The sequence below is a fragment of the Duganella alba genome (assembly GCF_009674495.1).
GTDB lineage: Bacteria > Pseudomonadota > Gammaproteobacteria > Burkholderiales > Burkholderiaceae_D > Rugamonas > Rugamonas alba.
On record NZ_WKJN01000032.1, the window covers coordinates 15,311 to 39,226 of the forward strand.

The 23,916-nt window shown below is 64.0% G+C and carries 25 protein-coding genes; 14 read left to right on the forward strand and 11 right to left on the reverse strand.

The window, feature by feature from the left end:
• The 7 genes from GJ695_RS24070 to GJ695_RS24100 all read left to right on the forward strand — a co-directional run bounded on the left by GJ695_RS24070 (nt 1) and on the right by GJ695_RS24100 (nt 4,633).
• A complete protein-coding gene (locus tag GJ695_RS24070; protein WP_166455323.1) occupies nt 1-219 on the forward strand; it encodes a DUF6434 domain-containing protein in 219 nt (72 codons plus the stop codon).
• Nucleotides 220-330: 111 nt separating this feature from the next.
• Nucleotides 331-891 (forward strand): RNA polymerase sigma factor, encoded by a 561-nt coding sequence (locus GJ695_RS24075; protein ID WP_154369293.1) that lies wholly within the window; start codon nt 331-333, stop codon nt 889-891.
• A gap of 16 nt (nt 892-907) precedes the next feature.
• Nucleotides 908-1,270: a hypothetical protein gene (locus GJ695_RS24080; protein WP_371865468.1), complete on the forward strand. Its 363-nt coding sequence runs from the start codon at nt 908-910 to the stop codon at nt 1,268-1,270.
• A 3-nt stretch (nt 1,271-1,273) separates the two neighbouring features.
• Nucleotides 1,274-2,512 (forward strand): MFS transporter, encoded by a 1,239-nt coding sequence (locus GJ695_RS24085; RefSeq protein ID WP_154369295.1) that lies wholly within the window; start codon nt 1,274-1,276, stop codon nt 2,510-2,512.
• A gap of 127 nt (nt 2,513-2,639) precedes the next feature.
• Nucleotides 2,640-2,831, forward strand: a complete 192-nt coding sequence (locus GJ695_RS24090; RefSeq protein ID WP_154369297.1) for a hypothetical protein — start codon at nt 2,640-2,642, stop codon at nt 2,829-2,831.
• Nucleotides 2,832-3,002: 171 nt separating this feature from the next.
• Nucleotides 3,003-3,725 carry a sensor histidine kinase gene (locus tag GJ695_RS24095; protein ID WP_154369299.1) on the forward strand — a complete coding sequence of 241 codons (723 nt, stop codon included), beginning with the start codon at nt 3,003-3,005 and terminating at the stop codon, nt 3,723-3,725.
• Complete coding sequence (locus GJ695_RS24100; RefSeq protein WP_154369300.1) at nt 3,722-4,633, forward strand: LysR substrate-binding domain-containing protein; 912 nt, start codon at nt 3,722-3,724, stop codon at nt 4,631-4,633. Before GJ695_RS24095 ends, GJ695_RS24100 begins: the two co-directional genes overlap by 4 nt.
• Before the next feature lie 52 nt (nt 4,634-4,685).
• On the opposite strand, the gene GJ695_RS24105 is transcribed toward GJ695_RS24100, so the two are convergent.
• Both GJ695_RS24105 and GJ695_RS24110 read right to left on the reverse strand, forming a co-directional pair.
• Nucleotides 4,686-4,934, reverse strand: coding sequence for a DUF3297 family protein (locus tag GJ695_RS24105; RefSeq protein WP_110848463.1), 249 nt, complete (start codon nt 4,932-4,934; stop codon nt 4,686-4,688).
• 12 nt (nt 4,935-4,946) lie between these two features.
• Entirely contained in the window at nt 4,947-6,152 is a 1,206-nt protein-coding gene (locus GJ695_RS24110) for a cation:proton antiporter (protein ID WP_154369302.1), read from the reverse strand.
• 112 nt (nt 6,153-6,264) lie between these two features.
• Between GJ695_RS24110 and GJ695_RS24115 the strand changes: the two genes are divergently transcribed.
• The 5 genes from GJ695_RS24115 to GJ695_RS24135 all read left to right on the forward strand — a co-directional run bounded on the left by GJ695_RS24115 (nt 6,265) and on the right by GJ695_RS24135 (nt 11,722).
• Entirely contained in the window at nt 6,265-6,714 is a 450-nt protein-coding gene (locus GJ695_RS24115; protein ID WP_154369304.1) for a MarR family winged helix-turn-helix transcriptional regulator, read from the forward strand.
• Nucleotides 6,711-8,009 (forward strand): MFS transporter, encoded by a 1,299-nt coding sequence (locus GJ695_RS24120; protein ID WP_154369307.1) that lies wholly within the window; start codon nt 6,711-6,713, stop codon nt 8,007-8,009. The genes GJ695_RS24115 and GJ695_RS24120 overlap by 4 nt, the downstream gene beginning before the upstream one ends.
• A 9-nt stretch (nt 8,010-8,018) precedes the next feature.
• On the forward strand, nt 8,019-8,981 hold the full coding sequence (locus tag GJ695_RS24125) for a LysR substrate-binding domain-containing protein (RefSeq protein ID WP_154369309.1): 963 nt from the start codon (nt 8,019-8,021) through the stop codon (nt 8,979-8,981).
• A 128-nt stretch (nt 8,982-9,109) separates the two neighbouring features.
• Complete coding sequence (locus GJ695_RS24130; RefSeq protein ID WP_154369312.1) at nt 9,110-10,405, forward strand: Glu/Leu/Phe/Val family dehydrogenase; 1,296 nt, start codon at nt 9,110-9,112, stop codon at nt 10,403-10,405.
• An 84-nt stretch (nt 10,406-10,489) separates the two neighbouring features.
• Nucleotides 10,490-11,722 carry a malic enzyme-like NAD(P)-binding protein gene (locus GJ695_RS24135; RefSeq protein WP_154369313.1) on the forward strand — a complete coding sequence of 411 codons (1,233 nt, stop codon included), beginning with the start codon at nt 10,490-10,492 and terminating at the stop codon, nt 11,720-11,722.
• Here the strand turns inward: GJ695_RS24135 and GJ695_RS24140 are convergent, their stop codons facing one another.
• From GJ695_RS24140 to senA, 8 genes are all read right to left on the reverse strand, one after another.
• Nucleotides 11,723-12,172 carry a nuclear transport factor 2 family protein gene (locus tag GJ695_RS24140; RefSeq protein ID WP_154369315.1) on the reverse strand — a complete coding sequence of 150 codons (450 nt, stop codon included), beginning with the start codon at nt 12,170-12,172 and terminating at the stop codon, nt 11,723-11,725.
• Between the two features lie 26 nt (nt 12,173-12,198).
• Nucleotides 12,199-12,786 (reverse strand): hypothetical protein, encoded by a 588-nt coding sequence (locus GJ695_RS24145; RefSeq protein WP_154369317.1) that lies wholly within the window; start codon nt 12,784-12,786, stop codon nt 12,199-12,201.
• A gap of 2 nt (nt 12,787-12,788) precedes the next feature.
• A complete protein-coding gene (locus GJ695_RS24150; RefSeq protein WP_154369319.1) occupies nt 12,789-13,118 on the reverse strand; it encodes a YnfA family protein in 330 nt (109 codons plus the stop codon).
• Nucleotides 13,119-14,378: a glycosyltransferase gene (locus GJ695_RS24155; protein WP_154369321.1), complete on the reverse strand. Its 1,260-nt coding sequence runs from the start codon at nt 14,376-14,378 to the stop codon at nt 13,119-13,121.
• A 67-nt stretch (nt 14,379-14,445) separates the two neighbouring features.
• Nucleotides 14,446-16,098, reverse strand: coding sequence for a methyl-accepting chemotaxis protein (locus GJ695_RS24160; protein WP_154369322.1), 1,653 nt, complete (start codon nt 16,096-16,098; stop codon nt 14,446-14,448).
• Nucleotides 16,099-16,273: 175 nt separating this feature from the next.
• Nucleotides 16,274-17,515, reverse strand: coding sequence for a hypothetical protein (locus GJ695_RS24165; protein WP_154369324.1), 1,242 nt, complete (start codon nt 17,513-17,515; stop codon nt 16,274-16,276).
• 88 nt (nt 17,516-17,603) lie between these two features.
• Complete coding sequence (locus GJ695_RS24170) at nt 17,604-18,881, reverse strand: Xaa-Pro dipeptidase (protein ID WP_154369326.1); 1,278 nt, start codon at nt 18,879-18,881, stop codon at nt 17,604-17,606.
• 59 nt (nt 18,882-18,940) lie between these two features.
• Nucleotides 18,941-20,134: a selenoneine synthase SenA gene (gene senA / locus GJ695_RS24175; RefSeq protein WP_229260627.1), complete on the reverse strand. Its 1,194-nt coding sequence runs from the start codon at nt 20,132-20,134 to the stop codon at nt 18,941-18,943.
• A gap of 54 nt (nt 20,135-20,188) precedes the next feature.
• Here senA and selD point away from each other — a divergent pair, with 54 nt between their 5' ends.
• Nucleotides 20,189-21,235, forward strand: coding sequence for a selenide, water dikinase SelD (gene selD / locus GJ695_RS24180; RefSeq protein WP_154369328.1), 1,047 nt, complete (start codon nt 20,189-20,191; stop codon nt 21,233-21,235).
• 2 nt (nt 21,236-21,237) lie between these two features.
• Here selD and GJ695_RS24185 read toward each other — a convergent pair whose 3' ends face one another.
• Nucleotides 21,238-21,744 (reverse strand): nuclear transport factor 2 family protein, encoded by a 507-nt coding sequence (locus GJ695_RS24185; protein WP_154369330.1) that lies wholly within the window; start codon nt 21,742-21,744, stop codon nt 21,238-21,240.
• Between the two features lie 403 nt (nt 21,745-22,147).
• Here GJ695_RS24185 and leuA point away from each other — a divergent pair, with 403 nt between their 5' ends.
• On the forward strand, nt 22,148-23,842 hold the full coding sequence (leuA, locus tag GJ695_RS24190) for a 2-isopropylmalate synthase (protein ID WP_154369333.1): 1,695 nt from the start codon (nt 22,148-22,150) through the stop codon (nt 23,840-23,842).
• Nucleotides 23,843-23,916 lie beyond the last annotated feature (74 nt).

Sequence of the window (23,916 nt, forward strand, 5' to 3'; positions counted from 1 at the left end):
GTGGCGTTCGATTGGCATGGCGCGGAAATCACGCGGCAGACGGTGGTCGGCGCGGACTATAAGAACACGCAGAACGCGCGCCGCTTCCTGACCGCCCAATGCGGCGCCGGCTTCAAGTTCGACCGCGAGTTCATGGCGTGGATACGCAGCGGCGCCGCCAGCACCATGGGCGACGTCGCCGACGAATGGCAGCGCCGCCACCCTGCCTCAAACGGCTAGCGATAGCTGAATCACAATGCCGTAAACCACGCGGATTGTGGGCATCATCGCTGTCGTGGAAGACTTTCCAGAGCAACACAATATTCCGCTGCCAGAACCGTCTTCCAGTCCATGACCGCACCAATAACAACAACTGAGCAAGATCAGGCCATCACCGCGACGGTGCTGCGGGAGCGTTCGCGCTTGTGGCATTTCATCCGCCGCCGGGTGGCCGACCAGACCGACGCCGACGACATCCTGCAGGACGTGTTCTACGAGTTCACCCAGGCTTACCACCTGCCCGAGCCGATCGAGCAGGTCAGCGCCTGGTTGTTCCGCGTCGCCCGCAACCGTATCATTGACCGTTTCCGCAAGAAGAAGGAAGTGGCGCTCGACGATCTCGCCGGCGGCGGCGGCGACGAGGACGACTGCCGCCTCGACCTGATGCTGCCCTCGCCCGACGGCGGCCCGGAAGCCGCCTACACCCGCGCCATGCTGCTGCAGGAATTGCAGCTGGCCCTGGAAGAATTACCCGCCAACCAGCGCGATGTCTTCATTGCGCACGAACTGGAAGGCGTCAGTTTCAAGGAGATGGCCGAACAGACCGGCGTCTCGATCAACACTTTATTGGCCCGCAAGCGCTACGCCGTGCTGTACCTGCGCCAGCGCCTGCAAGCCCTGTACGAAGAATGAAAGGAGTAAGACCAACATGCGTCCCGAAAATATGAGCTACAAGAAATTCAAAGTGATGAAAGGCCTGTTCATCCTGGCCTGCGGCGCGCTGCTCGGCGCCATCGTCATGCTGTTGTGGAATTGCCTGATCCCCAACATCTTCCCCGGCGCCAATGCCGTCAATTATTGGCAAGCCCTGGGATTGCTGCTACTCTGCCGCATCCTGTTCGGCGGCTTCCGCGGCCACCACCGCGACTGGCACGAAAAGCGCGAGCACTGGCAGCGCTGGCAGGCCATGACGCCCGACGAGCGCGCCCAGTTCTTCAAGCAGCGCGAAGGCTTCTTCAAGCACCGCCCGCCGTTCTGCCGCCCCGGTTCACCAGACGAAACGAAAGAATAATTAATGAAGAAAACCCCTGCGCCGCCCTTCAGCGGCTACCAGAAAATCGTCGTGGCGATGCTGGCCTTCCTGCAGTTCGCCGTTATTTTGGATTTCATGATCATGTCGCCGCTGGGCGCCGTGATCATGCCGGACCTGCGGATCGGTCCGGCGCAGTTCGGCCTGGTGGTGTCGGCCTACGCCTTCAGCGCCGGCGTCTCCGGCCTGCTGACCGCCGGCTTCGCCGACCGCTACGACCGCAAGAAACTGCTGCTGTTCTTCTACACCGGCTTCATCGTCGGCACCGTCTGGTGCGGCCTGGCGCAAAGCTTTGAAAGCCTGCTGGCGGCGCGCATCTTCACCGGCCTGTTCGGCGGCGTGATCGGCTCCATCGTGCTGGCCATCTCCACCGACCTGTTCCCGCCACAGATGCGCGGCCGCGTCATGGGCCTGATCCAGACCGCGTTTGCCGCCAGCCAGGTGCTCGGCATCCCGGCCGGCATCTACCTGTCCAACCAGTGGAACTGGCACGTGCCGTTCATGGCGATGGCCGCGTTCGGCCTGATCGGCGGCCTGCTGGTGGCGTGGAAAATGCAGCCGGTGAACGGCCACCTCGGCAAGCCGCAGGAGCACAGCGCCTTCATGCACCTGTTCCACACGCTGACCGAGAAGCGCTACCTGCTGGCGTTCGCCATCACCGCCCTGCTGACCACCGGCGGCTTCATGCTGATGCCGTTCAGCAGCGCCTACATCGTCAACAACATGGGCATCGACCTGCACCATCTGCCGACCGTGTACCTGATCACCGGCGTCTGCACCATCTTCATCGGCCCGATGATCGGCCGCGCGGCGGACGCCTTCGGCAAGTTCCGCGTGTTCCTGTTCGGCACCGCGCTGTCGATCGCCATGGTGCTGATCTACACCCACCTGGGCCGCGTGCCGCTGTGGATGCTGGTGGTGGTGAATACGATGATGTTTGTCGGGATCTTCTCGCGCATGATTCCGTTCCAGGCGCTGTCGTCGACGGTGCCGGTGCAGACCCAGCGCGGTTCGTACAACGCCATCAGCGCCTCGATCCAGCAACTGGCCGGCGGCCTGGCGTCGGTGGCGTCCGGCCACATCGTCACGCAGGCGGCCGACGGCCACTTGCAGCACTTCGACACGGTCGGCTACGTGGTGGTCGGCACGTCGCTGGTGGCCTCGTTCCTGGTGTGGCGTTTGCAACGCAATCTGACGGCGGAAGCCGCGCTGGCGCCGGCCTGAAGCCCGGATAGAAGTAGCAGTTTGTTTCTAATTGTTAAGAAATTCTAATTTAGTTGCCATGCGGCATTATTTCGAATTACAATATTAACAGTACGAAACTAACCACTAACTATCTAGGGAGAAGTGCATGAACTCCAGAAATATGGATGCCGCCTGCCTGCGCGCCCTGCGCAGACGCGGTCATTCCGACGCCAGTATTGCTGCGATGACGCCGGAAGAAGCGTTTTGTGAATACTGTGCGTACCACGGGATCATGAATCTTTTGCCGACCACCTTGCAGATGCTGGACAAGCTGCGCGGCAACATCAGCGCGCAATAATATCCCGCCGCCTGCGGCGATCGAGGGCTGGACTCCGTTTTACGCGGAATCCAGCCCTTTTGTTTTGCGCTTCCGATAAGACCCCCTTATTGACAGGATAATAATTTCTAATTGGAGTGTGGCTTGCATCCTGCGTAGAATGCGCCCCGTCTCCCGTTGAAAATTTCCCGCATGCGCAACCGAAAAGTCCTGATTACGCCGGCTGAGCTCTCGGACCTGATTTTTCGCGAGCGGCAGACCGAGCGTAACCGCATCGCCCGCATCCTCCACGACGACTTTCTCCAGCAATGCCACATGATCGTGCTGGCCTTGCAAAGCACCTCGGCCAACCTGGAGGCGATCGCGGACAAGGCGGCCGACGCCATGGCGCTGGGCCGCGACCTGATCCTGGAACTGCGCCAGCCCAACATATCGGCGTCGCTGCAAACCCGCCTCGACAGCCTGGCGCGCACCGTCTGCGATCCGGCCGGCATCCGGTTTCACTGCACGTTGTCGGCTGCGCTGGCCGCGCAGCGCGACGGCTTTGCCGACGAACTGTTCATGTGCCTGGCGGAAGCGGTGCGCAACGCCGTGCGCCACGCCGGCGCCAGCACCATCTCCATCACCGAAGAGTGGATCGCAACGCGGGTGGTGATCAGCGTTGCCGATGACGGCCGCGGCATTCCGCTGCATGTGCTGAGCTCACCGCATGTGGGCAGCCATTTCGGCCTGCACGGCATGCGCGAACGCGCGGCCGATCTCGGCGCGCGGTTCGGCGTCGCCGCCGACGGCGGCTCCGGCACCACCGTGTCATTCTGCTTCGGCCTGCCGGCCTGGCTGGCGCGACTGCACCCGGCGCGCGCCGCGCGGAGTAAAATGCAACGCTACGCTCAGCGCAAAGGTTTAAAACTGTGAAAGCCTCCGAACTGAGACTGTATCAAAACTTCTTGCTGCTGGCCCAGGAACTGCACTTCGGCCGCGCCGCCGACCTGGCGTCGATCACCCAGCCGGCCCTCAGCCAGCAGATCGCGCGGCTGGAGGAAAGCCTCGGCGTCAAGCTGCTGGACCGCGACCAGCGCCAGCTGGCGCTGACGCCGGCCGGCGTGGTCTTCCGCGACGGCATCGCCAAAATCCTCAGCAATTTCGACCAGCTGGCCCAGCAAACGGCCGCCGCCGGCGGCGGCGAAGACTTGTGGATTTCCATCGGCATTACCGAATACGCCAACCTGCCGGTGCTGGCCGATGCGATGAGCCAGCTGTTGCTGGCCTATCCCGACGCCAGGCTGGTGCGCCACGAGATCCTGCACCAGCAGCATGGCGGCGCGCTGATGCGCGGGCAGATCGATGTCGGCGTCGGCGTCATCCTCGGCGGGCCGCAGGCAGCCATGCCCCACTCCTCCGAGATCAGCAGCCGGCTGGTGGCGGCGTCCGACTGGGCGCTGCTGCTGCCCGACACGCACCGCTGGGCCGGCGCGCAGCAACTGCCGCTGAGCAGCCTGGCGGAGGAACGCATCGTGGTGTTTGCGCGCGAAGTCAATCCGCCGGTGTACGACGGGCTGGTGGCAGCCTGCCAGGCGGCCGGCGTGACGCCGAATTTCGTGTTCGAGGCCACCCAGTCGCTGTTCGGCATCCAGCTGGCCAGGGACGGCATGGGCCTGATGCTGGGCACCGCCTTTGTGCTGGGCACGCCGCCGCCCGGCATGCGCGTGGTGCCGCTGGCGGGGCTGGAGCCGCTGACCATGGTGGCCAACTGGCGCAGCGACGAATGCCGGCCGGTGGTGAAGAGTTTTCTGGCACTGCTGTTCACCGCGGCCGGCCATTAATGCAAAAAAGCCGCCTCGACGCATCGGGCGGCTTTTTTTGTGCGGCGCAGGCTTAGCGGTAGAACGCTTCGACCGTGCCTTTCAGCTTGATCAGCATCGGATTGCCGAAACGGTCCAGCGATTTGCCGGCCGGGACCTTGATCCAGCCTTCGCTGATGCAGTATTCGTCAACGTCCATGCGTTCCTTGCCGTTGAATTTGATGCCGACATCGTGTTCGAACACGGCTGCGACGTGGAATTTGCTGCGAGGATCAATCGACAGACGATCCGGCAGTGGTGGGAGTTGGGTAGTATCGTTCATCCCGTAATTATATCAGTTCGTTTTGAAGATCAGCTGCGCCACGCGCTGCAATTTTGGATACACCATCGGCACCGTCAGCATGGTGCTGCCGATCGCCATCAGCAGCAATGCCGTGAAGGTTTCGCTGGTGATGATCTGCTTGTCCAGCAGGATGTTGACGAAAATGATCATGATCAGCGCCTTGGTCTGCAGCAGCCAGCCGATGACCGACGCCTCGCCCGGCCCCCATTTCAGGATCTTGCCGGCCAGGTGGATGCCGGCCAGCTTGCCCGACACCGACGCCACCAGCAGCACCAGCGCCACCAGGAACACCGCCGAACCGCCCACCGCCCAGTTGGTGCGCAGGCCGGTGCTCAGGAAGAACACCGGCATCACCGCCATCAGCACGTTGGCGCGCAGCAGATCCATTTTCTGCTGGTCGAACCACTCGGCATCCATCACCGCGCCGGCCAGGAAGGCGCCGACCATGAAGTGCAGGCCGGCCCAGTCCGCTGCCAGCGCGCATACCGCCAGCCAGATGAAGGACACGTACCAGCGGTCGCGCTCGGGAATGCGCACCATCATCATGCGGAACAGCTTGGTCGCCAACGCGAACACCAGCAGGAAGCCGGCCTGGCGGCCGACGCGGTCCCAGTCCAGCAGGATCACCGCCAGCACGCCCCAGATGGCGATGTCGTCCAGGCTGGCGTAGCGCAGGATGCGCTGGCCGATCGGCTGGCGCAGGATCTCCAGTTTTTCCATCAGCAGGATCAGGATCGGCAGCGCGGTCACCGCGCAGGCCATGCCGACGCCCAGCACGAACTGCCATGCATGCGCCTGCGGCCCCACCCAGCCGGCGTAGCCGAGCAGGCCCAGCGCGGCGACGCAGCCGAACACCAGCGGCGTGCCCAGCGCCAGGCCGGCGGTGATGGTGCTCTCGCGGCGGTGTTCCCAGGCCTTTTTCAGGTCCAGCTCGATGCCGGCGATCATCACGAAAATCATCACCGCCCACCAGGCGATGCCGTTCAGCGACTGCACCACCTGCGGATTGAACACGAAGGAATAGTACTCGGGAAAGGCGCGGCCCATGATGCCCGGCCCCAGCAGGATGCCGGCGATGATCTGCACCACCACCAGCGGCGCGTAGTAATCCGTGCCGCCCAGGCGCCAGATCAGGTACGGCACGCTGAAAATAATTGTCATCGCGATCAGGAAGATCTCGGTGGTCCCCATATGCATCGCTATCCCCTGTTTATGTAGTTTTCTTTCAGTTTAACGAATCCCGAATAAAAACTATACAATGCTTGCTTACTCAAGTATTATTCAAGCATAACTCAACAAGGACGCAATCATGGAAACGCCTATCAGCCCCAGTCTTGAATTCACACTGCGCCTGGCGCGCGCCCAGGCCACCCTCGTCCGCCGCCTTGACCAGGTGTTGGGCGGCTACCACGGCATCAGCTTCAGCGACTTCATGCTGCTGCACTACCTGAACCGCGCGCCGGGCGGCCGCCTGCGCCGCGTCGACCTGGCCGAGCGCCAGGGCCTGACCGCGTCCGGCGTCACCCGCACCCTGCTGCCGCTGGAAAAAATCGGCCTGGTCGAGCGCCAGCAGGATCCGCGCGACGCCCGCGTGGCCTATGCCGCCATCACCGAGACCGGCCGCGAACTGCTGAACAACGCCGTCACCGTCGCCGACCAGATCAGCAAGGATCTGCTGCGCAGCTGCCCGTCGGCGCAGTTCGACGATCTGAGCAACGCACTGGCGCTGATCGCCGGCATGAACGCCTCCAACTCATGAGCACGCTCCGGCAGGATGCCAACTTCAAATGGCTGATGCGCGGCAGCGTGATCTCGCTGCTGGGCGACCAGATGACCATGATCGCCCTGCCCTGGCTGGTGCTCAAGCTGACCAGCAGCACCCTGGCGCTGGGCCTGGTGATCGCGCTGATGAGCATTCCGCGCGCGGTCTTCATCCTGCTGGGCGGCGCGCTGGTGGACCGCTACTCGCCCAAGCGCGTGCTCATGCTGAGCAAGTACGCCAACGCCGTGCTGCTTGCCCTGCTCGCGCTGCTGGTGATGCACGCCGACGCCGCACCCACCGTGCCGCTGGGCGAGTCGCTGTCGCTGACCATCGCGCTGACGCCGCAATTGACGCTGCACCTGATCTACGTGCTGGCCTTTGGCATCGGCCTGGCGCAGGCCTTCGGCATCCCGTCCGCCACCTCGATGATGCCGCTGGCGCTGCCGCGCGAGCATCTGCAGGCCGCCAACGGCGTGATGATGGGACTGCGCCAGGTGTCGATGCTGGCCGGGCCGCTGCTGGCGGCGGGCCTGCTGGCTGTCGCGGGCGGCGATGCGCGCGGCCTGGCGCTGGCCTTCGGCTTCGACTGCGCCAGTTTCCTGGTGTCGGCGTGGACGCTGTCCCAGGTACGGCCGCTGGCGACGGCGGCGCCGCAGTCCGGCGCGGCGCCGCAATCGGTGCTGCGTTCCGTCGGCGCCGGCCTGCGCATGGTGTGGGACGACGTGCCGCTGCGCCAATGCTTCATCTACTGGGGCATCGTGTCGCTGTTCATCGGCGGCACCATGCAGGTGGCGATACCGGTGCTGGCCAGCGACCTGCATGGCGCTTCCACGCTGGGTTTCCTGATGGCGGCGCATGGCCTGGGCACCTTGATGGGCATGGGCGTGGCGGCGAAGTTCGGCGCGCGCCTGCGCTTCGCCAGCTTCGGCGTGATGATATTGATGATGGACGCCGTCGCCGGCCTGCTGGTGGCGCCGCTGGGCCTGGTGCACGCCGCGTGGCAGGCGGCCGCGCTGATGCTGTCGCTTGGCCTGCTGACCGGCTATATGCAGATCAATGTGTTCACCTGGATCCAGCGCCGCGTGGCGCCGCAGATGATGGGCCGCGCCATGAGCATTTTCATGTTCATCTTCATGGGGCTGGCGCCGTTGTCGGCGGCCAGCGCGGGATGGCTGCTGACGCGGATCGCGCTATCGCAATTGTTCATCGGCGGTGGCATCATACTGGTGCTGTTCGCGGCGGCGGCGTATCTGTTCACGCCGATGCGCAACATCACCTCGACCACCGCTTAAAGGATTTGCATGGAAACCAAATGGCTGGAAGACTTCATCTCGCTGGTGGAGACCAACAACTTCAGCCGCTCGGCGGCGCTGCGCCATGTGACGCAGCCCGCTTTTTCCCGCCGCATCCAGTCGCTGGAAAACTGGCTGGGCACGGACCTGATCGACCGCACCTCCTACCCCACGCGCCTGACGCCGGCCGGCATCGTGTTCTACGAGCAGGCGCTGGAGATGCTCGCCAAGATCAACGGCGCGCGCGAGATGCTGCGCTCCAAGCGCGCCGCCGCGCAGACCAGCATCGACCTCGCCGTGCCGCACACGCTGTCGCTGACCTTCGTGCCGAAATGGCTGACCGCACTGGAAGAAGATTTCGCGCCGATCCGCAGCCGCCTGATGGCGCTCAACGTCCACGACGCCGTGCTGCAGCTGGTGGAAGGCGGCTGCGACCTGCTGCTGTGCTATCACCATCCGCGCCAGCCGGTGCAGCTCGATCCGGGCCGTTACGACATGCTGGTGCTGGGCCGCGAGTCCTTGCGCGCGTATGCCCGCTGCGATAAAAACAAGGTGCCGGAGTTCACGCTGCCCGGCACCAAGCGCGCGCCGCTGCCGTTTTTATCGTATACCAACAACGCCTACCTGGGCCGCATGGTGGAGCTGATCCTGAACGACGCCAAAACGCCGCTGCACCTGGAGCCGCATTATGAAACCGACATGGCCGAGGGCCTGAAGATGATGGCGCTGGAAGGCCGCGGCATCGCCTTCCTGCCCGAATCGGCGGTCACGCGCGAACTCAAACAAAAGCAGCTGGCGCGCGCCGACGGCGACACCTCGGACTGGGAAATCGAGATGGAAATCCGCCTGTACCGCGAGCGCCCGTCCGCGCACCGGCGCGGCAAACCGATCGTCGACCGGCTGTGGGAATTCCTCGAGATGCAGCAGAACGGCGGCCGCAAAAAACGCCGCATCGAGGTATCGGAAAGATAACTATGCGTTTTATGCATAGCCGAATGCGCATACAGCATTGGCCGCCTTAATTGCCCAGGCATAAGATTCGTCCCACTTGAGCGCCGCCACGAGCGGCGTTCAGCCAACGAATCCACGGAGCCTTGAGCATGACCACTGTACAAGCACAACACGCACTGCCCTCCTACCTGAACGCCGAAGATCTCGGCCCATGGGGCGTCTACCTGCAGCAAATCGACCGCGTTACCCCGCACCTCGGTAGCCTGTCGCGCTGGGTCGAAACGCTCAAGCGCCCGAAACGCATTCTCACCGTCGACGTGCCGATCGAGCGCGATGACGGCTCCATCGCCCACTACGAAGGCTACCGCGTGCAGCACAATATGTCGCGCGGCCCAGGCAAGGGCGGCGTGCGCTTCCACCAGGACGTGACCCTGTCCGAAGTGATGGCCCTGTCGGCGTGGATGACCGTGAAAAACGCGGCCGTCAACGTGCCATACGGCGGCGCCAAAGGCGGCATCCGTGTCGATCCCAAGACCCTGTCGCGTGGCGAACTGCAGCGCCTGACCCGCCGCTACACCAGCGAAATCAGCCTGATTATCGGCCCGAACAAAGACATCCCTGCGCCGGACGTCAACACCAACGAACAGGTGATGGCGTGGATGATGGACTCCTACGCCATGATCGAAGGTAATCTGTCGACCGGCGTGGTGACCGGCAAACCAATCTCGCTGGGCGGCTCGCTGGGCCGCCGCGAAGCGACCGGCCGCGGCGTGTTCGTGGTGGGGCGCGAAGCCGCCGCCAAGCGCGGTGTGGCGATTGCCGGCGCCCGTGTCGCCGTGCAGGGCTTCGGCAACGTCGGCGGCGTGGCCGCGACCATGTTCGCTGAAGCAGGTTCGAAAGTCATCGCCGTGCAGGATCACACCGGCACCGTGGTGCACCAGGGCGGCCTGGATATCCCTCGCCTGCACAAGCATGTGGCCGAAGTGGGCAGCGTCACCGGTTTCCCCGGCGCCGAAGCCTTCCTGGACCGCGACGCTTTCTGGGACGTGGAATCGGACATCCTGATCCCGGCCGCGCTGGAACAGCAGATTACTGCCGCTAACGCGCCGCGTATTCGCACCAAAATCATCCTGGAAGGCGCCAACGGCCCGACCACGCCGGAAGCCGACGACATCCTGACCGACAAGGACGTGTTGATCGTTCCTGATGTGCTGGCAAACGCTGGCGGCGTAACCGTGTCATACTTCGAATGGGTGCAGGATTTCTCCAGCTTCTTCTGGAGCGAAGATGAAATTAATGCACGCCTGACCCGCATCATGCAGGACGCATTCAATGCAGTATGGACCGTTGCGCAGGAAAAGAAAGTCACGCTGCGAACCGCCACCTTCATCCTCGCTTGCACCCGAGTGCTGCAAGCCCGTGAAGTCCGTGGCCTGTATCCATGATCCACTGAATCCCCAGCAGTTTGCGCCTGTACCTGCCTTTTGGCTCGTGCAGGCGTTTTTCGCTTTATAGGAATAAATAATAATATGACCACGATTGAACAAAAGGCACTGGCCTACCATCGTTCCGGCAGTGCCGGCAAAATCGCTATTGAAATCACCAAGAGCGTCAGCACCCAGGAAGACCTGGCCCTGGCTTACTCGCCCGGCGTCGCGGCACCATGCGTCGAGATCAAGCGCGATCCGACCAAGGCCTACGAATACACCGCCAAGGGCAACCTGGTGGGCGTCATCACCAACGGCAGCGCGGTGCTCGGCCTGGGCAACATCGGCGCGCTGGCCGGCAAGCCGGTGATGGAAGGCAAAGTCGTGCTGTTCAAAAAATTCGCCGGCATCGACGCCTTCGACATCGAAGTCGACGAAAGCGATCCGGATAAACTGGTGGACATCATCGCCGCCCTGCATCCGACTTTCGGCGGCATCAACCTGGAAGACATCAAGGCGCCGGAGTGCTTCTACATCGAGCGCAAGCTGCGCGAGCGCCTGACCATTCCGGTGTTCCACGACGACCAGCACGGCACCGCCATCGTGGTGGGCGCGGGCATGCTGAACGCGATTGAAATGACCGGCCGCGATATCGCCACCGTCAAAATCGTCTGCTCGGGCGCCGGCGCGGCGGCCATCGCCTGCCTGGAACTGCTGGTGGACCTGGGCGCGCAGCGCAACAACATCTTCGTCTGCGACAGCAAAGGCGTGCTGACCACCGCGCGCAACCTGGACGGCGAAAAAGCCGCCTGGGCGCAGGACACCACCGCCACCACGCTGTCCGACGTGATGGACGGCGCCGATGTATTCCTGGGCGTGTCCGGCCCTGGCGTGCTGTCGCAGGCCGACATCCAGCGCATGCACGCACACCCGATCGTCTTCACGCTGGCCAATCCGGAACCGGAACTGCGTCCGGAACTGGTGCGCGAAGTGGCGCCGGATGCGATCATCGCCACCGGCCGTTCGGACTATCCGAACCAGATCAACAACGCGCTGTGCTTCCCTTACCTGTTCCGCGCGGCGCTCGATTCCGGCGCCTCGACGATCAACCAGGAAATGAAGCGCGCCTGCGTGGTGGCCCTGGCCGACATGGCCCGCAGCGACGCCCGCTTCAGCAAGGACTACATCGTCCCAGGCCTGCTGGACCCGCGCCTGCTGAGCGGCGTCACGCCGAAGATCGCCACCGCCGCATGGCGCAGCGGCGTCGCCCGCAAGGAGCTGGTCGAACTGGAATACGCCGACGACCTGAAAGACCTGGCGGAATCGCTGCTGTAATCAGTTCTTCGGCGGGCGGATGCCGGTGTATTGGGCCGACACCAGCAGCCATTTTCCGTCTTTGAACTGGGCCACATAGCCGGCGCGCATCGCAAAGGTGCGCGCCGTGTCGCCGCTACCCATGGTGAAGGTCAGGCGCGTATAGATCACGGCGCTGTGGCCGAGCACGCGCACCTGCGGCTCATCGACCTGCAACTGCGGCGCCGGACGTTTCAGTTCCGGCGCGTAGAACGACAGCATCTTTTCGCGGCTGTCCACTTCGCCCACCGGCGACACCTCGGCGTAATTGTCGGCGGTGATGGCCTTCAACGCCGCCAGATCAAAGGTGGCCTGCGCTTCGGCGTGGCGCTTGACCAGCGCCACCAGTTCGGCATCGGCCGGCGCGGCAAATGCACTGGACATACCGGCCGACGCAACCAGCAAACATTTCAGAACGAATCTCGGCATCATCAGTTAGCTCCATCAAAGGTTGTACTTCAATGACCGGCGATCCGCTTGTTTAACTGATCGCGCAGCGTTCTTGCATCGGGTGCGGCGGCGGAAGCAAAGAACTCGATCGTTTCGCCGAGCACCGACTCGAATTTCAGATGCAGGACCAGCCATTCCTGGTCCTCGGACCTGCCCAACTCGATCCTGTCGATATCGCGCCAGGCGGCATACGCTTCCAGATCCTTGTGCTTGAATCCCAGTCCATCGCCGCAATCGAATACCTGCAACTGCAAGGCCGCCATGCTTGCGGCGCCCAGCAGTGCGGCTGCCGCAGCCACCACTGCGACCGCCGTCAACACCTCCCAGCGCGCGGGATAAAACCACGTCGACACGGCGGCCACCAGCGACACCGCAAGGAACACCAGCAGATGCCAGCGCATGAAACGGCGGCTGGGCGATCTGGAAATCAGCCGCCGCGTTTGCGTGGCCGGCATCAGTGACTTCTTCGCCTGCTCAAAGTGCCCCAGCCACCGCCTCGCCTCCTGCGCGCGTTCCGGAAAACGCTGCGCATCGATATCGCGCAGAACCTGCCGCAGCTGGAACTCGGTGTAGCGCGTATAGTCCGGCGCATCCATTGCTACTGAGCCGGCTGCAATGCGATGACCGCCATGCCGACCAGCGCCAGCACGGCGCCGGCGATGTCGAAGCGCGTCAGCGCCACGCCGTCCACAAAGCGCAGCCACAGCAGCGCCACGCAAATGTAGGCGCCGCCGTAGGCCGCGTAAGTGCGGCCGGCCGCCGTTGGATGCAGCGTCAGAAGCCAGGCGAACAGCGCCAGCGACAACGCCGCCGGCAGCAGCAGCCATGCTGATTTTCCCTGCTTCAGCACCAGCCAGGGCAAGTAGCAGCCGACGATTTCCGCCAGTGCCGTCACGAAGAACAGCGATGTGATTCTTAAGATATCCAACTAGCGCACTCCGAATTTTTCGTTAATCAAGCGCACCGCAGTGGCGACGCCGTTTTCCTGCGCCATCGCATGCGAAACGGCGGCGGCCCGGATTTGCATCGCGGGCCGCAGAGCGCCGATCCGCGCCGCCAGTTGCTTCGCGGTCACGCTGAGTCGCTTGGCCAGCTTGCCGGCGACACCCAGCCGCCGCAGCTCATTGCCCCAGTGTTCCTGCTCGCTGATGTGCGCCACCACCACCGATGGCCGGCCCGCCAGCGTGGCCGATTGCGTGGTGCCGGCGCCGCCATGATGCACCACCGCCGCACAGCGCGGGAAAATCAGGTGGTGCGGCGCGGCCGAGACGTAAAGGATCTGTTGCGAGGAATGGAAACCGCAGGCCGCCGCATCCTGCGTCTGGATGATGGCCCGGCATCCGGCCAGTTGCGCCGCCTCGGTGAACAGGCGCAGCGTCTCGGTCTGATTGGGAATATCGGGCGGCGTCCAGCTGCCGAAGGTCATGTAGACCGGCGCAGCGCCGGCGGCAAGGAAGGCCTCCATCGCCGCCGTCAGCCGCCCTTCCAGCTGCATGTTGGGCATGTCGAGGAAACCGCACACCTGGATGGAAGGCGGCCAGTCCGGCTGCCGTTCGCAGATCCGCGGGCTGACGCCCACCAGCGTCAGCTCCGGCGACAGCCACACCTGCGTGACGATATCCGTGGTGAGCGGCATGTCCAGCCGCGCACGCAAGCGATTGGGATAGGGACCGGCGGCCTTCTGCAACGCCCACCGGGTCAGCCGCCAGAGCAGTCCCTGCCCGAACGGCAGGCCAAGCGGATGGCTGCAGGCGCTCGGTATCGCCGCATGCGACAGCAGCACGCTGACATACGGCCTGCCCGCGCGCTCCGCGGCGATCTGCAAGGGATACATGAAGTAATGGCCGACCAGCAGGTCCGACTCCGACGCCAGTTCCAGCGCGGCCGACAGCATGGCCTCCTCGGCGGGCAGAAAACCGCCTTCGATCAGCTTCTTCATCTGCGTCAGCGGATTGCGCATCCTGATGGCCGCCTCGCCCAGCGCCGAAGCGTCGGACGGATCGATGACCGGCGAGGCGATCACGCGGATGTCCACGCCGGACGGCGACACCATGCCCGCATACGCCGCGCTGTCCACGCAGGTAATCAGCAGCGTGACCGCATGTCCCGCCAGCTGCAAGCCCTCCGCCAGCGCGACAAACGGCCGTATGTCGCCGTGACTACCCCACGTTTGCAAGCCTATTTTCATGCATTAGCCATCACCATAACAATTTATCAATTATGGAATGGGCAAGCACGGCTTGCAAGGAATTTAATCAGCCATTCGCGATCCGGCGCACTTCCTCGTCCGGCAACGACACGACCGCCGCAGGCGCGCTGCGCGGACGGCGGCCACGCAAGCCGCTCACGCTGGCCGTATGCGACTCCAGCTTGAACACATCGACCACGTGCGCCAGGCTGGTCGACTGATCCTGCAACTCCTGCGCGGCGGCGGAAGCCTGCTCCACCAGCGCGGTGTTCTGCTGCGTCATGCTGTCCATTTCGCTGATGGCGTTGTTGACCTGCTCGATGCCCGCCGTCTGCTCCATGCTGGCGCCGCTGATCTCGCCCATGATCTCGGTCACGCGCTTCACGCTGGTCACCACTTCGTGCATGGTCTCGGCGGCCTTGTGCACCTGCTCCGAACCGGCGCCCACCTTCACCACCGAATCATCGATCAGCGCCTTGATCTCCTTGGCCGCCGCGGCCGAGCGTTGCGCCAGATTGCGCACCTCGGTCGCCACCACCGCGAAGCCACGGCCCTGCTCACCGGCGCGTGCCGCTTCCACCGCCGCGTTCAGCGCCAGGATATTGGTCTGGAACGCGATGCCGTCGATGACCGAAATGATATCCACGATCTTCTTCGACGAATCGTTAATCGACGCCATGGTCACGGTGACCTGTTCCATCACATGACCGCCCTGCTCCGACACGTTGGACGCCGACACCGCCAGCGTGTTCGCCTGCATCGCATTGTGCGCATTCTGGCGCACGGTGCCGGTCAGCTCCTCCATCGCGGTGGCCACCTTCTCCAGCGACTCCGACTGGTGCTCGGTGCGCAGCGACAGGTCGCGGTTGCCGGTGGCGATTTCCGACGATGCGGTGGCAATCAGATTGGTCCCCTGGCGCACCTGGCCGACGATAGACGACAGACTGTCGCGCATGGCGGCAATCGCGTGCAGCAGACTGGTTTGGTCGTTGGGCTTGACCTGCACCGCCACCGACAGATCGCCCTCGGCGATCTTGTTGGCGATGTCGGTCGCGTAGGTCGGCTCGCCGCCCAGCTGTTTGAGCAGCAGCTGCGTGTTCACCCACGCAATCAGCACGCTCACCAGCAGCGACAACACCGCCTGCAGCACGATCCACAGGAACGCCTGGTTGGCGTGCGCATCGACGTCGGCGCCGGCGGCATGGGTCTCGGCCAGCACGGACTTGAGCACCGTGGCGATATCGGCCACGATCTGCTTGCGCAGCGGGCTGCATTCATTGGTCAGGAAGCCCGCGTAGCCTTCCATGTCGCCGGCTTCGCGCAACTGGCGCGGGCGCTTCAGCGAATCTGCCATTTTCAGCAGGCCGCTGCGGACCTTCTCGAAATCGGCATCGCCCTTGTACGCCGGCGCCATCTGCTCCAGCGCCGCCAGATAGATGGCCTTCTGTTCATCGACGATGGCCAGCTCTCTGGACACCGCCGCTGCATCGGTAAACACGTAGGCATTGCGCGCGGCCAGGCCGGTTTGCGCCAGTGCTTCGCGCGCGACGTACAAGGGCTCCAGCTTCTCGGACATCACGCGCTGCTCGTCGTGAAACGCACTCGTAATCGACGACATGCGCACAACCGCGAAGGTTGCCATGATCAACATCAGCGCAGTCAGCGTGCCGAAACTCAGCGCCAGCTGCGTACCTATTTTTAATTTTTTAAACGCTTCCATCAACTTCCTGTTTGTAAAGGACGAACGCAAAAAACGGCGCGGATGGCGCCGTTAGCTCTTTTCGATCAAAGGGGATGAACAGTGACTAATTGCAAAGAGGATTATGCATTACCCAATAATATTGTCTATGACAAATAAGTAACTTGCGCAGATTTACCACACTTTTGGGAGGCGACTAGGGGTTACGCTTAGTATAGAAAGCCTTCAGGCCGTCGTCGTCGCCGGCCAGCAGCAGCGCGTGGTCGGCGAACAGCATCTGGCGGAAGACCGGCGCCGCACCCAGCGCAGCGCCGCCGGGTAAAGTAAAGCGCAGCAGCATCGGCGTCTGCGCCGACAGCGGCGACGCGTTGACCGCGTAATCGGCCAGCACCAGCACATCGCCCGGCGTGTCGCCGGTCCTGAAGGCGCCAACCACGCTGGCGGCGATGGTGACGCCGCCGCTGAACGCATGCGCATCGATCTCCGTCGCCCGCGCGTTGCCGCCCCAGTTGGTGGACAGCGTTTCCTGCGTCAGGTCGGTGCGGCCAGTGGCCTGCACCGGTGCGCCATTGCTGTCCAGCGCCACGCCCATCACGCCGCCGGCAGCGGTGACGGTCGCCTTGCCATTCCATAGCACGCCCATCTTGCCATCGGCGTTGAGCGCGAGCGGATACGGCTGCGCGCCGCCGGTGCCGAGCGATCGGATGGTTGGCGCGCCGGCGCCCTTGGCCCACATCGCCAGCATCGCGCCGCCGTTCTCCAGCCAACCCGCCAACACCGCGCCGCCCGCCGCCGCAACGCGCGGATGCAGCGCCGCCGTGGATATCGTGAACGGTGGCGTCAGCTGCCTGCCGTTGAAATCGAACTTGCACAGCTTGAGCAGGTATTGCGTCTTGTCGGTGACCGGCAGCAGCGCGAAGGTGGTGGCCAGCCAGAAGCCGTTGCCATCCACCGCGCCGCCGCTTTCGGCCGCCGCGTAGTCGCCGGCGGGATACAGGTCGATGGCGCTGCCGGTCAGCCTGGCCTGCGCGTCGAAGTGCAGCAGTTTGGCGCCGGTGGTGGCCTGCACCATGACGAAGCCGTCCGGCGACAGCATCATCAGCCATTCGCCGGTATAGCCGGCGGCCAGCGTGAAGCCGTAATCGGTGGAGGAAAGCAGCTTGCCCTGCTGATCCAGCACGCTCAGTCGCGTGGCGGCATACACAGGCCTGCCGTTGACGGTGACAAAGGCATCGGAGCGCGAGCGCACCACGATATGGTCGCCCACCACCAGCGCATCGGCCATGGCCGGCAGCGTGCCGACAGCAACGGGATCGGAGACCGAGATGGAAGGCGAAGACGCCGCGGCGCCGGCAGTGACGGTGGCGCTGGAAGAAGAACCGGCGCCGCCACCACAGGCGCTCAGCAAGGCGACAACAAGAAGAAGGAAAAAACGCATGCAGGCAGTATAAAAAGAAAAACAACTTCTCCCTACACCGCCCGCATGGCCTGGCGAGCCAGCGTGATGCCCGCTCAGGCCAGGTTCATCAATCGCGGATGACCGCGCCGCCCTTCATCACGAACGACACCTTGGTCAGTTCGGCCGCGTTCTCGGCCGGGTTGCCCTGCACGGCGATGATGTCGGCGTACTTGCCGGCGCTGATGGAACCGACGCGGTCCTTCCAGCCCAGCAGGTCGGCGGCGTTGATGGTGGCGGCCTGGATCGCCTGCATCGAGGTCATGCCGTACTTGATCATGTAGGCGAACTGCCTGGCGTTGTCGCCATGCGGGTAGACGCCGGCGTCGGTGCCGAAGGCCATTTTGGCGCCGCCCTGGAAGGCCTTGCGGAAGTTATCGCGCTGCAGCTGGCCTATGACTTTTTCCTTGGCGATCGACTCCGGCAGCATGCCGGCCTTTTCGCCTTCCTGCAGGATGAAGTCATCGTTGTAGATGTCCATCACCAGGTAGGTGCCCTTCTCCCTGGCCAGCTTGATGCCGGCGTCGTCGATCAGGCTGGCGTGTTCGATCGAATCGACGCCGGCGACGATCGCATCGTGAATCGCGCTGGTGCCGTGCGCGTGGGCGGCGACCTTGCGGCCCAGCTTATGCGCCTCGTTGACGATGGCCTGCATCTCTTCCAGCGTGTACTGCTGCGCGCCCGGCTCGTCGCCTTTCGACAGCACGCCGCCCGAAGCGCAGATCTTGATCACGTCGGCGCCGTACTTGGCCATCTCGCGCACCTTGGCGCGCGCTTCCCATGGGCCGTCGGCGACGCCGCGACCGGTGAAGTTGACGTCCGGCGGCAGCAGGTTCTCGTCGCAGTGGCCGCCCTTGATGCCGATGGCGTAGCCGGCGGTGCGCATGCGCGGGCCGATGAAGTCGCCATCGTTGATCGCGTCGCGCAGCGCCACGTCGCCAAAGCCGGAGGCGCCGACGTTGCGCACGGTGGTGAAGCCGGCTTCCAGCGTCTTGCGCGCCGAGCGCACGCCGTACAGCGCGGCGCGGGTGTCGGACACGCCCAGCGAGTTGTAGCCGCCCAGGTAAGGGTCGCCGGTCAGATGGGTGTGCATGTCGATCAGGCCTGGCAGCACGGTCTGCGCCGACAGGTCGATCACCTTGGCGCCCGCCGGCACCTGCGCCGAGGCGCTCGGGCCGACCGAGGTAATGCGCTCGCCGGTGATGACGATGGTCTGGTCCTTGAGCACCGTGCCGGCCACCACGTCCACCAGTTTGCCGGCGCGGATGACGGTCACCTGGTCTGCGGCGTTGGCCTGTGCGGCGACGCCGAGGATGGCAGCGGAAATCAGTAAGTGCTTCAGTTTCATGGAGGACGCCCTGGCAATGGAAAACAAAAAGCATAGCAGAGCATCCGCCAAACGGGAAACTATCCCGGCCAGGCGCAGGTGCGGAAACCTGCAAAGAGGTCGTCGCGCTCGGGCAGCGCGAAACGGCGAAACTTGGCCGAGCCAAGGCGCGCCGGCGTGGCGAACGAGGCGCCGCGCAGCACCTGGTGCGTGTGGAACCACGGCGTTGAATATTCCAGCCAGCGGTCCGCCGCGAAGTCCGGGTACGGCTCGAACGGCGACGCCGTCCACTCCCACAACTGCCCCCAGCGCAAGGCGGGATGGCCGGACAAGGCCGCATATTCCCACTCGGCTTCGGTGGGCAGGCGGCGCCCGGCCCAGGCGCAGTAGGCTTGCGCTTCGTACAGGTTGACGTGCCGTACCGGCTCCGCAGCGGGCAGCGTGGACAGCTTCCCGAAGCGCATGGCGCGCCACTGCGAACCGTCGCGCTGCCAGTAGCGCGGCGCCGAGCGTTCCTGCCGCATCAGCCACGCGGCGCCGGCGTCGCTCCAGAACTGGCGGTTGTCGTAGCCGCCATCGATGACGAAATCTGCATACTGGCCGTTGTTCACCGGGGCACTGTCCATGCTGAACGAGGCCACATGGAAGCTGTGCGCCTGGCGCTCGTTATCGAAACTGAAGCCGTCGCCGGACTTGCGGCCCAGCTGGAAAGTCCCGCCGGGGAAGCGGATTTCGGATGGCGCCGGCACTTGCAGCACCTCGCCCGCCGCGTGCACCGGCGCCGGCAGGCCCAGCGCCTGCAGGGCCTGGAGCATGGCTTCGCCCTGCATGTCCTCATAGGCCAGCGCCAGGCGGTAGGGATACAGGGCCTCGTCGGTATTCGGTTCGCGCGTCAGCTTGTCCAGCACGCGGTCCAGCACTTCGTGGCAGTAGGTTTTGACGCCGCCGGGCGTGGGCAGATCCAGCGCCCAGCGGCCGCGGTGCGGCACGCGCTCGGCGTCGAACCAGTCGTCGCCCTTGGTCAGCAGGCAGTTGCCGTCGGCGTCGGCGGGATGGCTGGACACTGCTTCGCGCAGAATAAACCATTCGGCGAACCAGGCAATCCGCCCCAGTTGCCACAGCGGCGGATTGATGGTCTGCAGCGGCGGCACGCGCGCCGCCACGTCCATACCGGCGGCGGCAAAACAGTCGAACAGCGAAAGCGTATAATCCCTCGCATGCTGGAGGGCTTGTGCCAGTTGCTGCGACGTCGCATTCCTGAATGAAGAAGTCATGCGCCGATTGTACCAGCGCCTCCGCCGCAATCCGAATCAACCAGGAACCGAACCATGAGCAATGACGCTATCAAACTCACCTCCTTCTCCCACGGCGGCGGCTGCGGCTGCAAAATCGCGCCCGGCGTGCTGTCCGAGATCCTGAAGAACTCCCATGGCTTCCCGGTGCCGAAGGAACTGCTGGTCGGGATCGAGACTTCCGACGACGCCGCCGTCTACCAGCTCAATGACGAGCAGGCGCTGATCGCCACCACCGATTTCTTCATGCCGATCGTCGACGATCCGTTCGATTTCGGCCGCATCGCCGCCACCAACGCCATCTCCGACGTGTACGCGATGGGTGGCACGCCGATCATGGCGCTGGCCCTGGTCGGCATGCCGATCAATAAACTGCCGGTGGAAACCATCGGCCAGATCATCAAGGGCGGCGAGTCGATCTGCGCCGAGGCGGGCATTCCCATCGCCGGCGGCCACACCATCGACTCGGTGGAGCCAATCTACGGCCTGGTGGTGATGGGCCTGATCCATCCGTCGAAAGTGAAGCGCAACGCCGACGCCAAGGCCGGCGACGTGCTGATACTGGGCAAGCCGCTGGGCGTGGGCGTGCTGTCGGCCGCACTGAAGAAAGGCGCGCTCAATGACGAGGGCTACCAGGCCATGATCGCCAACACCACCAAGCTCAATAAGCCGGGCAAGGCCTTGTCCGAGCTGGCCGGCGTGCATGCGTTGACCGACGTCACCGGCTTCGGCCTGCTGGGCCACCTGCTGGAACTGGCGCGCGGCGCCAAACTGGAAGCGCATCTCGACATGCAGCAAATCCCGCTGCTGCCGGGCGTTGAACAGCTGGCGCGCGACGGCTACTTCACCGGCGCCTCGGGCCGCAACTGGGAAGCATATGGCAAGGACGTCAAGCTTGCCGAGAGCATCACGCCGGCGCAGCACTCGCTGCTGACCGATCCGCAGACGTCCGGCGGCCTGCTGGTGTCCTGCGATGCGGCCAGCGTGGACGACGTGCTGGCCCTGTTCCGGCGCGAAGGCTTCGCCGAAGCCGCCGTCATCGGCCGCATGGCCGCAGGCGAGGCGCGCGTCATCGTCAGCTGATCTTATGTTTCCGGGATGTGGACCGACCAGACCACGGAGAAGATCTTCCACTGGCCGCCGCGCTTGACCATCTGCCAGGTCTCGACACCGTAGTTCTCGACCTTGCCGTCGCCGACAAACTCATAGTCGAACATCACCCAGGCCAGATCGCCGTCCTGGGTGATCTTGACGTTGTAGAAGCGCTCTTCGATGGGCAGTTTGGCGTCTTTGACGAATTGGGCGAAGTCGTTATAGCCGCCACTGGCGCGTACGCCGTCGAAGTTCGGATCGAGCTCCGCGCGGATCTGCTGCACGCGCTGGTCGGCCATCGGCGCGGTCCACATGATGTTCGAATTCAGCATCAGCGCGGACAGCACTTTCACATCCTTGGCCTTCAGCGCGGCCTGGAACTGCTCGGTGACCGCTGTGATGGCCGCCACATCCTCCGGCGTACTGACCGCCTTGGGCGGCGCGGCCAACGCGGCGCTGGCAAACAAGCCACACAAAACAGCAGAAATGAATCGGCGCATGCACAGTCTCCATGAATGAAAGTGCTCCGATGGTATGCGCGAATTGCAAAAATATCAAATCAATCATGCAAACATTCGCTTGACGGGCGCGGCGCCGATCGCGTACATTTGAGGAATGATCTCGCATCTGCACCTATCCGCTTTCCTGCTATCGCCTGCCAGCGCCCTATCGCTAGCAGCGCGTCTACTAGCACGCGTTTAATCCGCGTCTCTGTTGTACCCCGTGCCGGCCACAAGCCGCACCCGTCTCACAATCCAGGAAAGTTGTACCGATGCTCCCAGCCTTGTCGCTACTGCTAAAACTACCGATCGGTTGCCGCGCCTAGTATCCCGTGGCCGCGCCGCAGCCTTTCGCCACATCGTTTAGCCAGTCCCCCTCTATTCCCGATCCAGGAGCATTACCATGATGTTGCAGAACCCAGCGAGCAAATACCGTCCATTCCCAGCCGTGCAGTTGACCGACCGCACCTGGCCAAACGCCATCATCAGCAAACCGCCGATCTGGATGAGCACCGACCTGCGCGACGGTAACCAGGCGCTGATCGAGCCGATGAGCATCGAGAAAAAACTGCGCTTCTTCGACCTGCTGATCAAGATCGGCATCAAGGAAATCGAAGTGGGCTTCCCTTCCGCCTCGCAGACCGACTTCGACTTCGTGCGCAAGCTGGTGGAAGAGAACCGCATCCCGGACGACGTCACCATCATCGTGCTGACCCAGTCGCGCGAAGAACTGATCCGCCGCACCGTGGAATCCTGCGTCGGCGCCAAGCGCGCCATCGTCCACCTGTATAACTCGGTGGCGCCGGTGTTCCGCAAAGTGGTGTTCGGCATGTCGCGCGAAGAGATCACCAATATCGCCACCACCGGCGCCAAGCTGGTGAAGGAACTGACCAAACAGCATCCGGACACCGAGTGGGGCTACGAATACACGCCGGAATCCTTCTCCACCACGGAGCTGGACTTCTCCAAGCATATCTGCGACGCCGTCAGCGCCATCTTCGAGCCGACGCCAGGCAAGAAGCTGATCATCAACCTGCCGTCGACCGTCGAATGCAGCACGCCCAACGTCTACGCCGACCAGATCGAATGGATGTCGCGCAAGCTGGCGCGCCGCGATTCGCTGATCATCAGCGTCCACCCGCACAATGACCGCGGCACCGCCGTGGCTTCGGCCGAACTGGCCGTGATGGCCGGCGCCGACCGCGTCGAGGGCTGCCTGTTCGGCAACGGCGAACGCACCGGCAACGTAGACCTGGTCACGCTGGCGCTCAACCTGTACACCCAGGGCGTCAATCCCGGCCTGGACTTCTCCGACATCGACGAAGTGCGCAAGGTGGTGGAAGAGTGCAACCAGCTGCCGGTGCACCCGCGCCACCCTTACGTGGGCGACCTGGTATTCACCGCCTTTTCCGGCTCGCACCAGGACGCGATCAAGAAAGGCTTCGCCAAACAACAGGAAGGCGCGATCTGGGAAATCCCGTATCTGCCGATCGACCCGCAGGACCTCGGCCGCAGCTACGACGCCGTCATCCGCGTCAACAGCCAGTCCGGCAAGGGCGGCATGGCCTACCTGCTGGAACAGGACTACGGCCTGGTGCTGCCGCGCCGCCTGCAGATTGAATTCAGCCGCGCGGTGCAGGCGGTGGCCGACCAGACCGGCCTGGAGATCACCTCCAACGGCATTTACGACATCTTCAGCAAGGAGTACTTCGAGCAGAACACGCCGTACGCCTACCAGTCGCACAAGATGGTGGAAGACACCAGCAGCGACGAGCCGGTCCAGATCGACATCGCCATGATGCACCGCGGCGCGCCACTGGCGCTGCAAGGCGGCGGCAACGGCCCGATCGACGCCTTCGTCGACGCGCTCGGCCTGGACATCAAGCTGATGGACTACCACGAGCACTCGATCGGCTCCGGCGCCAACGCCAAGGCGGCCTGCTACGTCGAACTGCGCCTGGCCAACGGCCCGACCCTGTTCGGCGCGGCCACCGACAGCAACATCCTGACCGCGTCCTTCAAGGCCGTGCTCAGCGCCGTCAACCGCCAGCTGGTGCGCTCGGAAGCGGAACAGGCCAAGGGCGCCGTCAGCGCCTGATGCCGGAGAGCGGGACGCCTGCGCTGGCGTCCCGTTCGCGCAACACCTCGGCAAAAGGGAGGTTTTCCGCACTG

Excerpts from the sequence above, each read along its gene's own strand:
- GJ695_RS24155 (WP_154369321.1), bottom strand. The coding sequence starts at position 14,378 with ATGAAAATAGGCTTGCAAACGTGGGGTAGTCACGGCGACATACGGCCG.
- GJ695_RS24105 (WP_110848463.1), bottom strand. The coding sequence starts at position 4,934 with ATGAACGATACTACCCAACTCCCACCACTGCCGGATCGTCTGTCGATT.
- GJ695_RS24075 (WP_154369293.1), top strand. The coding sequence starts at position 331 with ATGACCGCACCAATAACAACAACTGAGCAAGATCAGGCCATCACCGCG.
- GJ695_RS24120 (WP_154369307.1), top strand. The coding sequence starts at position 6,711 with ATGAGCACGCTCCGGCAGGATGCCAACTTCAAATGGCTGATGCGCGGC.
- GJ695_RS24135 (WP_154369313.1), top strand. The coding sequence starts at position 10,490 with ATGACCACGATTGAACAAAAGGCACTGGCCTACCATCGTTCCGGCAGT.
- GJ695_RS24165 (WP_154369324.1), bottom strand. The coding sequence starts at position 17,515 with ATGCGTTTTTTCCTTCTTCTTGTTGTCGCCTTGCTGAGCGCCTGTGGT.
- GJ695_RS24130 (WP_154369312.1), top strand. The coding sequence starts at position 9,110 with ATGACCACTGTACAAGCACAACACGCACTGCCCTCCTACCTGAACGCC.
- GJ695_RS24080 (WP_371865468.1), top strand. The coding sequence starts at position 908 with ATGCGTCCCGAAAATATGAGCTACAAGAAATTCAAAGTGATGAAAGGC.
- GJ695_RS24125 (WP_154369309.1), top strand. The coding sequence starts at position 8,019 with ATGGAAACCAAATGGCTGGAAGACTTCATCTCGCTGGTGGAGACCAAC.
- GJ695_RS24185 (WP_154369330.1), bottom strand. The coding sequence starts at position 21,744 with ATGCGCCGATTCATTTCTGCTGTTTTGTGTGGCTTGTTTGCCAGCGCC.
- GJ695_RS24170 (WP_154369326.1), bottom strand. The coding sequence starts at position 18,881 with ATGAAACTGAAGCACTTACTGATTTCCGCTGCCATCCTCGGCGTCGCC.
- senA (WP_229260627.1), bottom strand. The coding sequence starts at position 20,134 with ATGACTTCTTCATTCAGGAATGCGACGTCGCAGCAACTGGCACAAGCC.
- selD (WP_154369328.1), top strand. The coding sequence starts at position 20,189 with ATGAGCAATGACGCTATCAAACTCACCTCCTTCTCCCACGGCGGCGGC.
- GJ695_RS24095 (WP_154369299.1), top strand. The coding sequence starts at position 3,003 with ATGCGCAACCGAAAAGTCCTGATTACGCCGGCTGAGCTCTCGGACCTG.
- GJ695_RS24145 (WP_154369317.1), bottom strand. The coding sequence starts at position 12,786 with ATGGATGCGCCGGACTATACGCGCTACACCGAGTTCCAGCTGCGGCAG.
- leuA (WP_154369333.1), top strand. The coding sequence starts at position 22,148 with ATGATGTTGCAGAACCCAGCGAGCAAATACCGTCCATTCCCAGCCGTG.
- GJ695_RS24090 (WP_154369297.1), top strand. The coding sequence starts at position 2,640 with ATGAACTCCAGAAATATGGATGCCGCCTGCCTGCGCGCCCTGCGCAGA.
- GJ695_RS24140 (WP_154369315.1), bottom strand. The coding sequence starts at position 12,172 with ATGATGCCGAGATTCGTTCTGAAATGTTTGCTGGTTGCGTCGGCCGGT.
- GJ695_RS24115 (WP_154369304.1), top strand. The coding sequence starts at position 6,265 with ATGGAAACGCCTATCAGCCCCAGTCTTGAATTCACACTGCGCCTGGCG.
- GJ695_RS24160 (WP_154369322.1), bottom strand. The coding sequence starts at position 16,098 with ATGGAAGCGTTTAAAAAATTAAAAATAGGTACGCAGCTGGCGCTGAGT.
- GJ695_RS24110 (WP_154369302.1), bottom strand. The coding sequence starts at position 6,152 with ATGCATATGGGGACCACCGAGATCTTCCTGATCGCGATGACAATTATT.
- GJ695_RS24085 (WP_154369295.1), top strand. The coding sequence starts at position 1,274 with ATGAAGAAAACCCCTGCGCCGCCCTTCAGCGGCTACCAGAAAATCGTC.